The organism is Xanthomonas sp. LF02-5 (assembly GCF_034105325.1).
Classification (GTDB): Bacteria; Pseudomonadota; Gammaproteobacteria; order Xanthomonadales; family Xanthomonadaceae; genus Xanthomonas_A; species Xanthomonas_A sontii.
In genome coordinates this window covers 21,256-34,250 of sequence record NZ_JAXGGF010000008.1, presented here as the reverse complement: position 1 = coordinate 34,250, position 12,995 = coordinate 21,256, and the positions used below count along the sequence as shown (strand labels likewise).

Genomic DNA, 12,995 nt, shown 5'->3' with positions numbered 1-12,995 from the left:
CGCTCCCTGGCTTTTCAGCGCTTGAAGGGCGCTCCTGCGCTTACACCTGCTCGGCAGGCCCGGCGATCGGCGGCAGCGGACGCGAATTGCCCTTGTCGTTGTTGCCGCCGTCCTTGCCGGACTTGTTCCAGCCCATCGGCGGCGGCGGATCGCGGCCTTCCATGATCGCCTCGATCTGCGGCGCGTCGATGGTCTCGTACTGCAGCAGCAGCTGCGACATGGTGTGCAGCTTGTCCAGATTCTCGGTGAGGATCTGCGTGGTCTTCGCATACGCCTTGTCGAGGATCGACCGCACCACTTCGTCGATGCGCCGCGCGGTGTCGTCGGAGACGCTCTTGTGCTGGGTCACCGAACGGCCCAGGAACACTTCGTCGTCCTCCTCGCCGTAGGCGATCGGCCCCAGCTCGTCGGACAGGCCCCACTTGGTGACCATGTTGCGCGCCATCTTGGTCGCGCGCTCGATGTCGTTGGACGCGCCGGTGGTGACCTTGTCGGTACCGAAGATCAGTTCCTCCGCCACGCGGCCGCCGTACAGCGAGCACAACTGCGACTCGATCGCCACACGGTTCATCGAGTACTTGTCGCCTTCCGGCAGATACATGGTCACGCCCAGCGCGCGGCCGCGCGGGATGATCGTGACCTTGTAGACCGGGTCGTGCTCGGGCACCAGGCGGCCGACGATGGCGTGGCCGGCTTCGTGGTAGGCGGTGAGCGTCTTCTCGTCCTCGCTCATGGCCATCGAACGACGCTCGGCACCCATCAGGATCTTGTCGCGGGCACGGTCGAAGTGGTCCATGCGCACTTCCTTGACCGACTCGCGCGCGGCGAACAGGGCCGCCTCGTTGCACAGATTGGCTAGGTCGGCGCCGGAGAAGCCCGGCGTGCCGCGCGCGATCACCATCGGCTCGATGTCGTCGGCCAGCGGCAGCTTGCGCATGTGCACCTTGAGGATCTGCTCGCGGCCGCGCACGTCCGGCAGGCCCACCACCACCTGGCGATCGAAGCGGCCCGGGCGCAGCAGCGCCGGATCCAGCACGTCCGGACGGTTGGTCGCGGCGATCACGATCACGCCCTCGCCGCCCTCGAAGCCGTCCATCTCCACCAGCAACTGGTTGAGGGTCTGCTCGCGCTCGTCGTGACCGCCGCCCAGGCCGGCGCCGCGATGGCGGCCGACCGCATCGATTTCGTCGATGAAGATGATGCACGGCGCATGCTTCTTGGCCTGCTCGAACATGTCGCGCACGCGGCTGGCGCCGACGCCGACGAACATTTCCACGAAGTCCGAACCGGAGATGCTGAAGAACGGCACCTTGGCCTCGCCGGCGATGGCCTTGGCCAGCAGGGTCTTGCCGGTACCCGGCGGGCCGACCATCAGCACGCCGCGCGGGATCTTGCCGCCGAGCTTGGTGAACTTGGTCGGATCGCGCAGGAAGTCGACCAGTTCGCCGACCTCTTCCTTGGCCTCGTCGCAGCCGGCGACGTCGGCGAAAGTGATCTTGATCTGGTCCTCGCCCTGCAGCTTGGCGCGCGACTTGCCGAAGGACATCGCGCCCTTGGCGCCGCCGCCGCCACCCTGCATCTGGCGCATGATGAACAGCCAGAAGCCGATGATCAGGATGACCGGCAGGAAGTTCAGCACCAGCGACCAGAAGCCCGGACCGTTGTCGGGCTTCTGCCGGGTGATGTCCACGTTCTTGCTGTACAGCACGTCGATCAGCTTGCCGTCGCTCGGGCCGTACACCGAGCCTTCGCTGCCGTCGGCGCGCTTGAAGCGGATCGCGTTGACCGACAGGTTGGTGGCATCGGTGAAATCGACCGACTTCACCCGCCCGGCGTCCACGTCCTTCAGGAACTGGGAGTAGGTCACGTTGTCGGTGCCCGCGCCGCCGGCGAGCCGCGGCGAGAAGCTCTGGAACACCACCATCAGCACGACGGCAACGACTACCCACAACAGCAGATTCTTGGTCAAGTCGTTCATCCTCATTGGCTCCGGTGTCCCTTCAACTCTGTCTCGATGCGTGGCATTGCGGATTCAGCCTTGCGTTCAGCTTACTTGATCTGGGCGCGCTTGCCCTGTCCGAGGGCGTAGACCTCCGGCGAGCGCTTGCGCGACGCGGCCGGCTTGCGGATGGTCACCTTCTCATAGCGGCGGCGCATGTCGCGGATGTAGTCGTCGAACCCCACGCCCTGGAACAGCTTGATCAGGAACGCGCCGTTCGGCTTCAGGTGGCTGTCGGCGAACGCCATCGCCAATTCCGCCAGATGCATCATCCGCGGCTGGTCGACCGCATCCATTCCGCTCTTATTGGGGGCCATATCCGACAGCACAAGGTCCACCGGGGTATCGCCCAGCATGGCCTCGAATTGCGATAGCACCGCGTCCTCCCTGAAGTCACCGTGAAGGAACTCCACGCCGGCCAGCGGCGGCATCTCCAGAATGTCCAGGGCCAGCACGCGACCGCGGTCGCCCATCGACTTGCGCACCTGCTGCGACCAGCCGCCCGGCGCGGCGCCGAGATCGACCACCACCATGTCCGGCTTGAGCAGCCTGTCGCGCTGCAGCAGTTCCTCCAGCTTATAGGCCGCGCGCGAGCGCATGCCTTCGGCCTGGGCCTTCTTCACGAAGGGGTCGGCGAAATGTTCGCGGAGCCAGCGTTGGCTGCTTTTGCTGCGGGTGGCCATGGACGCACGGTCGGGAGGGGCGGCCATGATACCCTGATCGCCCTTGCCAACCCTGCTCCCACCTGCATGTCGATCAGCCTGACCTCGGCCCAGAACCGCTTCCTGCGCGGCCTGGCCCACGACCTCAAACCCCTGCTGCAGATCGGCAGCAAGGGCGTCACCCCGGCCTTCCTGGCCGAACTGGACGAGGTGCTGGAGCGCCACGAACTGGTCAAGGTGAAGGTCGGCGGCGACGACCGCGAGGCCCGCGACGCCGCCATCGGCAGCATGGTGGAGCAGTCGCACAGCGTGCTGGTGCAGCGCATCGGCCATACCGCGATCCTGTATCGCCCGGCCAAGGAAGACCGGCAGATCGTGCTGCCGCGCGCCTGAGCGCGCTCCGGTGACCCCATGCAACTGACCCAGGACCTGCCCGACTACGCCTATGCCCTGCGCATGGCCGACGGCCGCCAGGCCAAGGTGAACGACCGGCTGTTGACCCGCAGCTTTGTCCTCGCGCCGGACACCCTGGTCGAGGACTGGCAGGCCCCGCCGGCCGGCGACCTGCAGCCGCAGCATCTGCAGCCACTGCTGGAGCTCAACCCGGCCCTGGTGATCCTCGGCACCGGCGAACGCCAGGTGTTTCCCGCCGCGGCGGTGATGGCGCTGTTCCTGACCCGCGGCATCGGCATCGAGGTGATGAACAATGCCGCTGCGGCGCGCACCTACAACGTGCTGGCCGCGGAAGGCCGGCGCGTGGCGGTGGGGTTTCTGCTCGAAGGCTGAGCCAGGCGTCGCGGGCCGGGCACTGCGACCTCCTCATCGTTGACCTCAGCGGCCTCAACCACGGCCTGGCCGCGCCGCGGACAACATGCGATCGAGGCAGAGAGGACGCCTGTCGTTCCTTTCGTCTCTTGCAGATCGCTGCGCGGCGTCTGCCGCGCGATGCGAGCACGGCGCGTCGGGGCTGAAGCCCCTCCCACAAAAGAATGCATGCACGGTGGCACCCCGGGTGAGCCGGCGGCGCTTGCGGCCCACTGGGCCGCGCCGATGGCGAACGCCCGGCGCGCTGCGCCGGGCCGGGGATCCGCCCGCGTAACGACGCAACCGGTTACTTCGGCGGCAGATACAGCAGCGGGTCGACCGGCTTGCCGTTGTAGCGGGTGAGCCGGCGGCGCTTGCGGCCCACTGGGCCGCGCCGTTGGCGAACGCCCGGCGCGCTGCGCCGGGCCGGGGATCCGCCCGCGCAACGACGCAACCGGTTACTTCGGCGGCAGATACAGCAGTGGGTCGACCGGCTTGCCGTTGTAGCGGATCTCGAAGTGCAGCATGTCGCGCGCCGCGCCGCTGTGGCCCATTTCGGCGATCTGCTGGCCGGCCTTGACGTTCTGGCCTTCGTTGACCAGGCGCTTGCGGTTGTGGCCGTAGGCCGACAGCCACTGTTCGTTGTGCTTGACGATGATCAGTTCGCCGTAGCCGACCAGGCCGGCGCCGGAATAGACCACCACGCCGTCCGCCGCGGCGCGCACGGCCTCGCCGTTGCTGCCGCCGATGTCGATGCCCTGCTTGGTCGCCTCGCCGCCGACGAAGCGGCTGACCACCACGCCATCGGCCGGCCAGCGCCAGGGGAAACCGCTGCTGACCGGCGCCGGCACCGGAACGGACGGCGGCCGAGCGGCGGCGCCGGCACCGGAGGCCGGCGGCGTCACCGGGCCGCTACCGGGCCGCACGGCGACTGCCCCACCCGGCGGATACAGCTTCAGCGACTGCCCCGGATAGATGGTGTACGGCGGCTGCAGACCGTTCCAGCCGGCCAGGTCCTGCGGGGTGATGTTGTTGGCGCGGGCGATCGCGTACAGCGTGTCGCCGCGCCGAACGGTGGCGCTGACTCCGGGCTTGGGCACGGACACGCGAGGCGCCGAGGCAGCAGCGGTGCCGCGCACCGGCGCGCCGCCCGGCGTGCGCACCACCGTGGCGCTGCTGCAGGCGCCGAGCGCCACCGCCACCAGCACCCCCAGGCCGCAACGCAGGCCGTTCCGCACCACCCGATCCACGCTCATCCGACCTTCGCTCTCCATATGACCCACACCACCAGCAGCGCCAGGATCGCCGAGGCGACCCAGCCGAGCGGCTCGATCCAGCGGCGCAACGCGGCTTCCGCGCGCGGCCCGCCGAGACGGATCGCCCCGGCCACCAGGTACACGCGCTTGCCGCGCCCCACCAGCATGCTCGCCAGGAACGGTAGCAGCGGCACCCCGACGATGCCTGAGGCCCAGGTGAATATCTTCAGCGGGATCGGGGTGAAGCCGGCCAGCACCAGCAGCCAGAACGCACGCCACGGCGACTCGGCGATGACCTCGCGCAAGTGGTTCACCTGCGCGTCGATCTTCTGCGTCCAACCGAGCCATTCGATCAGCGGCTGCACCGCGGCGAAGGCGAAATGCCCGAGCAGATAGCCGATCACCGCGCCAGCCAGGGAGCCGAGCAGGCTCAACGTGGCGAACCACAGCGCGCGCCGCGGCTGTGCCAGCGACATCGGCGCCAGCATCACTTCCGGCGGCACCGGGAACACGATGGCCTCGGCGAAACTGAGACCGGTCAGCAGGGCCGGCGCGCGGCGATGCCGCGACCAGGCGATGGCGCGTTCGTACAACGGCCCGAAAATCTTCATCCAGTGCGGCTCCGGGAGGTCAATCCAGCATGCCCGACAGCAACGGGACGAAGGTCACCGGCGCCAGGACGTCTTGTTCGATCTGGCCGTCGGCGGCGCGGCGCAGGCGGATCAGCGATTGCGCGGACGGGCCACCGACCGGCGCCACCAGGCAGCCGCCCGGGGCCAGCTGTTCGATCAGTGCGTCGACCAGCGCCGGTGCCGCCGCCGTGACCACGATCGCGTCGAACGGGCCATGCTCGGGCCAGCCGATGCGGCCGTCGTCGTGCTTGCTGCGCACGTTCATGCCGAGCTGGCGGAAACGCTTGCGCGCCTGCCGCAGCAGATCGCCGATGCGCTCGACGGTATGCACTTCCAGACCCAGCGCGGCCAGGATGGCCGCCTGGTAGCCGGAGCCGGTACCGACTTCCAGCACCCTCTTCGGCGCCGCTTCCAGCACCGTCTCGGTCATGCGCGCCACCACCCACGGTTGCGAGATGGTCTGGCCGTGGCCGATCGGCAGCGCGGTGTCCTCGTAGGCGCGCGAGGCCAGCGCCTCGTCGATGAACAGATGCCGCGGCACGGTGCGCACCGCGTTGAGCACGCTCTCGTCGCGGATGCCGGCCTCGCGCAGGCGCTCGACCAGGCGGTCGCGCACGCGCTGCGAGGTCATGCCGATGCCGATCGCTTCCGGCTGCAGGCGCAACCGCGGGGTCATGCCGGGCGGCCCAGCGCGGCGGTCAGGCCGCCGACCCAGCTGGCGACCTTTTCCAGTGCCTGGTAGCGGGTCAGATCGACCTGGATCGGGGTGATCGAGATGAAGCCGGTGCGTACCGCGTGGAAGTCGGTACCGGGACCGGCGTCCTGCTCGCGCCCGGCCGGGCCGATCCAGTACACGGTGCCGCCGCGCGGGTCGGTCTGCGGCAGGCACGGTTCGGAGCGGTGGCGGTTGCCGAGCCGGGTGACCTCGAAGCCCTTGATCTCCTGCCACGGCAGGTCGGGCACGTTGACGTTGAGGATGGTGTCGGCCGGCAGCGGATCGGCCTTGAGCTGGGCCACGATCTCCACCGCGGCGCGTGCGGCGGTCTGGAAATGCCTGGGGTCGTGGTTGTGGCTGACCAGCGACACCGCCACCGCGGGCAGGCCGAGGAAGCGGCCTTCCATCGCCGCCGAGACGGTACCGGAATAGATCACGTCGTCGCCGAGATTGGCGGAATTGTTGATGCCGGAGACCACGATGTCCGGGTCGAACTCCAGCATGCCGGTGAGCGCCAGATGCACGCAGTCGGTGGGCGTGCCGGCGACGCTGCAGGTGTAGTGGTCGATGCGCTTGAGCCGGATCGGCAGATCCAGGGTCAGCGAATTGCTGGCGCCGGACCGGTCGCGGTCGGGTGCGACCACCGTCACCTCGTGGCCGGCGCCGCGCAACTGCTCGGCCAGCATGCGGATGCCGGCGGCGTCGACGCCGTCGTCGTTGCTCACTAATACGCGCATGGTGCTCCTCGAAAACCGGGGGCATGATACCGGATGCGCCCTGCCAGGTCGCTGACAGCGCGACGACGACCGCGGTGACGGCCATCGCGCCGCGCACTGGAGCGGCGTCGCGCCGTGCGACCGCAGCGCAGTGGTCCGCACGCCAGACGCTGCCGGCAACGCCGCGCTCACCTCAAACCGCGCCGCACGCTCTAAGCTGTGCGCATGGCGCATTCCGACGACGAAGATCCCGCCGCGCTGTTCCGCGCGGCCATCGGCAAGGTGGCCCCGCTCAACGCGACGCCGCCGGCCAATGCCAAGCCGCGCCCCAAGCCGCGCGCGCGCATGGCCGAACGCGACGACGCCGAGGCGCAGGGCGAGTTCCAGCAATTGCTGCGCCAGAGCACACCACTGGAAGCCGGCGACGTGGCCAGCTACCGCCGCGAGCATCTGCCGGCGCGGGTGTTCCAGCGCCTGCGCAAGGGCCAGTTCTCGGCCCAGGACGAACTGGACCTGCACGGTGCCACTGCGGCGCAGGCCGAGACGCTGCTGCGCCAGTTCCTGGCCGAGGCGCACGCGCATGAGTTCGGCTGCGTGCGGATCGTGCACGGTAAGGGCCTGCAATCGGGCGGCGTGCCGCTGCTGAAGAACCTGGTGGACCGCCTGCTGCGCCAGCGCAACGACGTGCTGGCCTTCCATTCGGCGCCGACCGCGCAAGGCGGCACCGGCGCGATGCTGGTGCTGCTGGCGCGGCGCTGAGCGGCGCCGCAACTGAGGGCACCGCGGCTCGCTGGCCCGATCGGGAACCTTTGCACTGGCCGAGGTGGAGGGCGCCGGATCGTGGCGCCGCCGAATCCGGCATCGCCCACTGATCTGTCATTCGCGTGCAAGAGCGGCTTCACCGCGACCGGCGTGAACGGGAACGCCCGTCGCACGCCCCCCGTCGCCTGCCCGACGCAGATCCGGCCAGGCCGGGACGCCGCGGACGCGGCCGAGCACCGCGCGTGCGGACCCATTTCAATTTTCGCTTCTTGAAACGTCTTGTCAGAGAGCGCCGTCCCTCTGCGAGCCGAACGTGACCGAAGCGACCACCGAATTCTTCCTGCAACCCACTGATCTGGTGGACGTTTCCGCGAGCGCCGCAGCGTTCGAGTCGGCGCCGACCCGCCTGGCCCGGCCTACGCTGCCGCCCCGGCCGAGCGCCGATGCCGCACCGTCACGGTGGTGGCCGCTGTTCCTGGGCTCGTTCCAGGGGCGCACGGACTGGCACGGCAACCGCCTGCAGCGCGGGATCAAGGCGGCCAAGTACCTGCTGCGTTCACTGCGCATGCCTGCCGCGCATCTGCGTTTCCTCGACGAACTGTGCCGCGACCCGCGCATGCGCGGCTACGCCGAGCGCGATCCGCGCCTGCTCGAGCGCCACCTGCATCGTTTCGTGAACACCCGCTGGAGCAGCAAGGCGCGGCTGCGTCACCTCCGGCAGCACTATCGCCTGATGCTCGAGCGCCTGCCGGCCGCGTTGTTCGACGCCATCTACCGGCAAGGCCAGGCGGACCTGGGGACGCTGCCGCTGCACGATGGCAGCCTGCTGACGCTGTCGCTGCTGCCGCCGGCGCCGATGAGCTGCGAAGGCGAGCTCTGGTTGCAGCTCAGCGACGCGGCGGGACGCGAACTGTATCGCCTGGTGCTGACCGTGACCGGCGACGACGCCCATCCGACAGTACTGATCGGTTGCCTGCAGGGCCCAAAGGGTGCCGACGCCCGCGACGTGGTGCGCGCGCTGACCAAGCAGATGCACGGGCTGCGGCCCAAGCAACTGATGCTGTCCCTCGCCTGCACCTTCGCCGAGCGCCTCGGCGCGCACGCGATCCGCGCCGTCTGCAATGGCGCGCATCCGCTGCAGCGCAAGCGAGACGTGTTCCTGTCCGACTACGACGCGTTCTGGATCGAGCAGGGCGGTACGCCCATCGTCGATGGCTGGTTCGCGCTGCCGCTGACCCCGGCACGCAAGACTGCGGCCGATGTACCCAGCCAGCACCGCGCGGCGTTTCGCCGCCGCGAGGCATTGCGGACGCATGCGGAAGGCTTGCTGGCCGCGGCGCTGCCGGCCGCTTGCGGTGCTGCGTCGCGTGGCGGCCAGTGAGCCTGGCTATACTGCCGCGGCCGCTTCCCTCCAGGAGCATCAGCAGTCGTGAGCCGGGCCGAGCACACCGAGGGCGCGCCGTCGCCGGAGCAGGCGCCTGCGCACCAGGTCGACGCGCTGTTCAAGGAACATCACCGCGCCCTGCTCGCGTTCCTGCACTGCAAGCTCGGCTCGATGGCGGACGCGCAGGACGTGGCGCAGGAGGCGTACATGCGCATCGTGACGCTTGAGCGTCCCGACGCGCTGGCATCGCCGCGCGCCTACCTGTTCCATGTCGCCTCGAACCTGGCGGTGGACCGGCTGCGCATGCGCAAGGTCCGCGAAAACGCCGCGGTGGAGCTGCCGGAGCACGATCTGCCGCTCCCGCCGGTTCCCGAGCGGCACGCCACGGCCAGCGAGCAACTGCGCGCGCTGACCCGGGCGCTGCAAGAACTTCCCGCCAAGACCAGCCGCGCCTTCGTGCTGCACGTGATCGAAGGCAAGGACTTCGGCATGATCGCCAAGGCGATGAACGTGAGCGAACGGATGGTCCGCTACCATGTGGCCAACGCGCTCGCGCATTGCCGCAAACGCTTCGACGAAGCGGAGATCCCGTAATGGACAGCGGCATCGACCAACACATCCTCGACGACGCCGCGCGCTGGTGGGCCCTGCTGCGCGAACCCGACAGCAACGAGGACACCGTGGCGCGCTGGCTGGACTGGACGGAGGCCGACCCGCGGCATCTGCAGGCGTTCGAACGCATCAATGCGCTCGGCGGCGACCTGGCGACGCTCGATGCGGCAGCGCGGGACGAGGTGGTGCGCAGGTTCGCGCCGCCGCGTTCGCGCTGGCGGCCGCTGCAGGTAGCGGCCTGCGTGGGCGTGCTGGCGCTCGGCGGCGCCCTGGCCTGGCGGCAGCTGCACCCGCCGCCGCTCACCCAGGTCTACAGCAGCGCGACCAGCCGCCACCAGGACATCGTGCTGGCGGACGGCTCGAAAATCGCGCTCGGCGGTGCATCGAAGTTGAGCACCCGCTTCAGCGCCGCGCAGCGCCACGTGGAGCTGATCGCCGGCGAGGCCTTCTTCGACGTGGCGCATCACGCCGGGCGCCCGTTCGTGGTCGACGCCGGCGGCGTGTCGATCCTGGACTTGGGCACCGCCTTCGACGTCAGCCGCGACGGCGAACGCGTCGAAGTCGCGGTCACCGAAGGCCGGGTCCGCATCTACGGCGCCGGCCAGGTGCCGGCCGACGGCAGCGGCGGGCTGGAAGCGGTGGCCGGACAGCGCGTGTCCTACGATCCGGCCAAGCCCGCGCTGCAGGTCAGCCAGATCGACGTGGCGCAGGCCACCGCCTGGCGCGATCACCGGCTGGAGTTCGTCGATACGCCACTGGACACGGTGATCGCGCGGGTCAACCGCTACAGCGACCGGCCACTGCGCCTGGACGACCCGGAGCTTGCACGACTGAGCTTCACCGGCACCGTCGACACCCAGGCGACCGCGCAGTGGATCGAGGCCTTGCCGCAGGTGTTCCCGCTGCGGGTGCGCCAGGGCAAGGACGAGATCGTGCTGAGCCGCCGTTAGGCGATACCGCGCGCCGCCCGGGCTTAGGGGCGGCGGGCGCCCGCGTCGGCATCACCGCGCGTGGCATAATTCGCGCTTCCGCTGGGGGGCGACGGGCAGTGCGTGGGCTGAGGCGACTGATCATCTGCGGCAGCCTGGCATTGCAGCTCGCACCCTGCCCCCCTGCCCTCGCCGTGCCACTCGCACCCGACGCACGGCAGATCGGGTTCTCGATCCCGCCGCAGGCGCTGTCCACGGCGCTGATCGCGTACGGCAAACAGGCTAACATGCAGGTGCTGACCGCCAGCCCGACCCTGGCCGGGATGCGCAGCGACGGGCTGCAAGGCATGTTCACCCCGGACGCGGCGCTGCAGCGCCTGCTGCAATCGAGTGGCCTCGCGTACCGCATGCTCGATGCGAACACGGTGGCGGTCACCCCCGCCCCCACGGCGCCGGTCGATCCTGCTGATGCCGCCGATGCGCACCGCGCCGGCGCGCCAGCCAAGCTGCTGGAACAGGTCGACGCCGCGGCGCTGACCGAGCACGCCATGGGCGACGTGCCAGCCTATGCCAGCGACGCGCTGCGTTACGCCGCCGATTCCATCGCCGTACCGCAGTCGGTGAACGTGGTCGCTCCGCATCTGCTGGCCTCGCAACAGGTGCGCACCGTCGCCGACGCCCTGCGCAACGTGGCCAGCGTGCAGCAGATCGAAAATCCGTTGCGCGCGCCGCTGTTCAAGATCCGCGGCATCTACACCGGCAACGGCATGACCGACGGGATGCCGAACAGCTTCGTCGGCCTCGGCGGCTACCCGCCGATGATCGGCGTGGAGCGGGTCGAAGTGCTCAAGGGCCCGGAATCGATCCTCGGCGACAGCAACGGCGGCGACATGAGCGGACTGATCAACGTCGTCACCAAGCAACCGCTGCGCACACCGAAGCGCGAACTGAGCTACGTCCTCGGCGAGCGCGGCGACGTGCAGGCCGGGCTCGATACGACCGGACCGATCGGCGCCACGCCGCTGAGCTATCGGCTCGTCGTCTCCGGCCAGCATGCCGATTCCACGGCGCAAGGCTACGGCCCGCGCAATGCCGCCTACCTGGCGCCGGCCATCGCCTGGCAGGGAGACGACAACCGCCTGGTGCTCGGCGTGCAGCGCGTGACCGATCGGCAGCCGGCCGCCGACCATGCCCTGCTGCTGCGCAACCGCGTGTCGGCGATGACGCCCAGGAGCTTGCGGCTGGGCAACGCACAGGACCACACCGCCTACCGCACCCAGCGCGCCTATTACCTGTTCGATCAGCGGCTCAGCGACCGCTGGCAACTGCGCAGCCGCGGCCAGTACGTGACCCAGGCGATCGACGCGCGCAACTGGGGCATGCTGTCGCCTTCGCCGAAGGGCGCCGTGCGCGCCTATGCCGAGGCGTACCGCAATACGACGGCGTACTACACCATCCAGAACGACCTGGTCGGCAGCTTCGGCGACGGGCCGCTGCGGCAGACCGTGACCCTGGGCCTGGATTACACGCGCGCGCGGCTGGGCAGCAGCGATTACTTCATCCGCATGCACCGCAACCGCTACGACGTGTTCGGCGACGAGCGGCTGGGTCCGGTGCACTGGCCGCATTCGCGGCGCGGGATTCTGCATTACCCCGGCAGCCCGTGGTCGAGTCGGAGCGGCATCCTGCTGCAGGACCAGATCAGCATAGGCGAACGCTGGGACGTACTGCTGGCGCTGCGCCGCTCGGCGTACGAGATTTCCAGCTACGATGCCAAGGGCAAACTGCGCCAGTTGCGCCGGCGCCGCTGGGTGCCCAACGTCGGCGTGGTCTACAAGCTGACCCCGGAGGCGTCGCTGTACGCCAGCACCATGAACGGCTTTGCGCCAAGTGCCGTGCTCGGCAAGAACGGCCGGCCATTGCCGCCCGCGTTGTCGCGGCAAGTGGAGGCGGGGGCGAAGATCGATCTGTTCGAGCACCGGGCGCGGCTCAGCGCCGCCTACTACCAGATCACCGTCGACCGCAGCTTCGACCTGGTGCTGGCGCATCCGTCGTACTTCGCCAGACCGATCGACAGCCAGAGCAACCACGGGCTGGATCTCGACTTCGTCGGCGCCCTCGCCCCCGGCCTGGAACTGAGCAGCAGCCTGGCGCTGGCCCGCATCGGCCGGCGCGACGGTACGCCGACCCTCGGCGTCCCGCGCACCCGTTTCACCCTGTGGAGCAGCTACCAGTTCCAGGACAGCCGCTGGAGCGGCTGGGGCGTGGCCGGCGGCATCCTGGCGCGCGATCACACCCTCGGCCGCCGCCTGGCCGGCGGCTATTTCAAGATTCCCGGGCAGGCCAGCGTGGACGCGAACGTGTCCTATCGCACCGAAACCTGGGGCGTGACCGTGGGCATGCGCAACGTCTTCGATCGGCGACTGTATGCCGACGAGTTCGACGAGACCTTCGTGCCGCTGCCGGACGGCCGCAGCCTGCTGCTGACCGGCAGCTATCGGTTCTAGCACGCGTTGTCGCGACC

At 69.5% G+C, this 12,995-nt stretch carries 13 protein-coding genes; 7 read left to right on the top strand and 6 right to left on the bottom strand.

Translation table 11 applies throughout. The features are described 5' to 3' along the window. Positions 1-40: 40 nt before the first annotated feature. Positions 41-1,978: an ATP-dependent zinc metalloprotease FtsH gene (gene ftsH, locus SLW52_RS18505; RefSeq protein WP_017910619.1), complete on the bottom strand. Its 1,938-nt coding sequence runs from the start codon at positions 1,976-1,978 to the stop codon at positions 41-43. Positions 1,979-2,049: 71 nt separating this feature from the next. Continuing rightward, the gene (gene rlmE / locus SLW52_RS18500; protein WP_017910618.1) at positions 2,050-2,682 is read right to left on the bottom strand and encodes a 23S rRNA (uridine(2552)-2'-O)-methyltransferase RlmE; all 633 of its coding nucleotides are present in this window, start codon (positions 2,680-2,682) and stop codon (positions 2,050-2,052) included. A gap of 66 nt (positions 2,683-2,748) precedes the next feature. Between rlmE and yhbY the strand changes: the two genes are divergently transcribed. Next, positions 2,749-3,054: a ribosome assembly RNA-binding protein YhbY gene (gene yhbY / locus SLW52_RS18495; RefSeq protein ID WP_320740943.1), complete on the top strand. Its 306-nt coding sequence runs from the start codon at positions 2,749-2,751 to the stop codon at positions 3,052-3,054. Between the two features lie 18 nt (positions 3,055-3,072). After that, positions 3,073-3,447, top strand: coding sequence for an Mth938-like domain-containing protein (locus SLW52_RS18490; protein ID WP_017910617.1), 375 nt, complete (start codon positions 3,073-3,075; stop codon positions 3,445-3,447). A gap of 476 nt (positions 3,448-3,923) precedes the next feature. Here SLW52_RS18490 and SLW52_RS18485 read toward each other — a convergent pair whose 3' ends face one another. Genes SLW52_RS18485 through surE form a run of 4 tightly spaced genes read right to left on the bottom strand, consistent with a single transcriptional unit; the run spans position 3,924 to position 6,805 of the window. Next, complete coding sequence (locus SLW52_RS18485; RefSeq protein ID WP_150409700.1) at positions 3,924-4,721, bottom strand: peptidoglycan DD-metalloendopeptidase family protein; 798 nt, start codon at positions 4,719-4,721, stop codon at positions 3,924-3,926. Further along, entirely contained in the window at positions 4,718-5,332 is a 615-nt protein-coding gene (locus tag SLW52_RS18480; protein WP_017917495.1) for a YqaA family protein, read from the bottom strand. Before SLW52_RS18480 ends, SLW52_RS18485 begins: the two co-directional genes overlap by 4 nt. 19 nt (positions 5,333-5,351) lie before the next feature. Then, positions 5,352-6,029, bottom strand: a complete 678-nt coding sequence (locus SLW52_RS18475; protein ID WP_017914224.1) for a protein-L-isoaspartate(D-aspartate) O-methyltransferase — start codon at positions 6,027-6,029, stop codon at positions 5,352-5,354. Then, positions 6,026-6,805, bottom strand: coding sequence for a 5'/3'-nucleotidase SurE (surE, locus tag SLW52_RS18470; RefSeq protein WP_320740944.1), 780 nt, complete (start codon positions 6,803-6,805; stop codon positions 6,026-6,028). The genes SLW52_RS18475 and surE overlap by 4 nt, the downstream gene beginning before the upstream one ends. A 204-nt stretch (positions 6,806-7,009) precedes the next feature. On the opposite strand from surE, the gene SLW52_RS18465 reads away from it, so the two are divergent. The 5 genes from SLW52_RS18465 (at position 7,010) to SLW52_RS18445 (ending at position 12,978) form a co-directional block, all read left to right on the top strand. After that, complete coding sequence (locus tag SLW52_RS18465) at positions 7,010-7,543, top strand: Smr/MutS family protein (RefSeq protein ID WP_017911056.1); 534 nt, start codon at positions 7,010-7,012, stop codon at positions 7,541-7,543. 316 nt (positions 7,544-7,859) lie between these two features. Beyond that, the gene (locus SLW52_RS18460) at positions 7,860-8,927 is read left to right on the top strand and encodes a DUF535 family protein (RefSeq protein WP_320740945.1); all 1,068 of its coding nucleotides are present in this window, start codon (positions 7,860-7,862) and stop codon (positions 8,925-8,927) included. Positions 8,928-8,975: 48 nt separating this feature from the next. After that, the gene (locus tag SLW52_RS18455; protein WP_017917498.1) at positions 8,976-9,524 is read left to right on the top strand and encodes an RNA polymerase sigma factor; all 549 of its coding nucleotides are present in this window, start codon (positions 8,976-8,978) and stop codon (positions 9,522-9,524) included. Next, positions 9,524-10,492 (top strand): FecR domain-containing protein, encoded by a 969-nt coding sequence (locus SLW52_RS18450; protein ID WP_320740946.1) that lies wholly within the window; start codon positions 9,524-9,526, stop codon positions 10,490-10,492. Before SLW52_RS18455 ends, SLW52_RS18450 begins: the two co-directional genes overlap by 1 nt. Positions 10,493-10,665: 173 nt before the next feature. Further along, entirely contained in the window at positions 10,666-12,978 is a 2,313-nt protein-coding gene (locus SLW52_RS18445; RefSeq protein ID WP_267117962.1) for a TonB-dependent receptor, read from the top strand. Positions 12,979-12,995 lie beyond the last annotated feature (17 nt).

Excerpts from the sequence above, each read along its gene's own strand:
- SLW52_RS18475 (WP_017914224.1), bottom strand. The coding sequence starts at position 6,029 with ATGACCCCGCGGTTGCGCCTGCAGCCGGAAGCGATCGGCATCGGCATG.
- ftsH (WP_017910619.1), bottom strand. The coding sequence starts at position 1,978 with ATGAACGACTTGACCAAGAATCTGCTGTTGTGGGTAGTCGTTGCCGTC.
- yhbY (WP_320740943.1), top strand. The coding sequence starts at position 2,749 with ATGTCGATCAGCCTGACCTCGGCCCAGAACCGCTTCCTGCGCGGCCTG.
- SLW52_RS18490 (WP_017910617.1), top strand. The coding sequence starts at position 3,073 with ATGCAACTGACCCAGGACCTGCCCGACTACGCCTATGCCCTGCGCATG.
- rlmE (WP_017910618.1), bottom strand. The coding sequence starts at position 2,682 with ATGGCCACCCGCAGCAAAAGCAGCCAACGCTGGCTCCGCGAACATTTC.
- SLW52_RS18480 (WP_017917495.1), bottom strand. The coding sequence starts at position 5,332 with ATGAAGATTTTCGGGCCGTTGTACGAACGCGCCATCGCCTGGTCGCGG.
- surE (WP_320740944.1), bottom strand. The coding sequence starts at position 6,805 with ATGCGCGTATTAGTGAGCAACGACGACGGCGTCGACGCCGCCGGCATC.
- SLW52_RS18465 (WP_017911056.1), top strand. The coding sequence starts at position 7,010 with ATGGCGCATTCCGACGACGAAGATCCCGCCGCGCTGTTCCGCGCGGCC.
- SLW52_RS18485 (WP_150409700.1), bottom strand. The coding sequence starts at position 4,721 with ATGAGCGTGGATCGGGTGGTGCGGAACGGCCTGCGTTGCGGCCTGGGG.
- SLW52_RS18450 (WP_320740946.1), top strand. The coding sequence starts at position 9,524 with ATGGACAGCGGCATCGACCAACACATCCTCGACGACGCCGCGCGCTGG.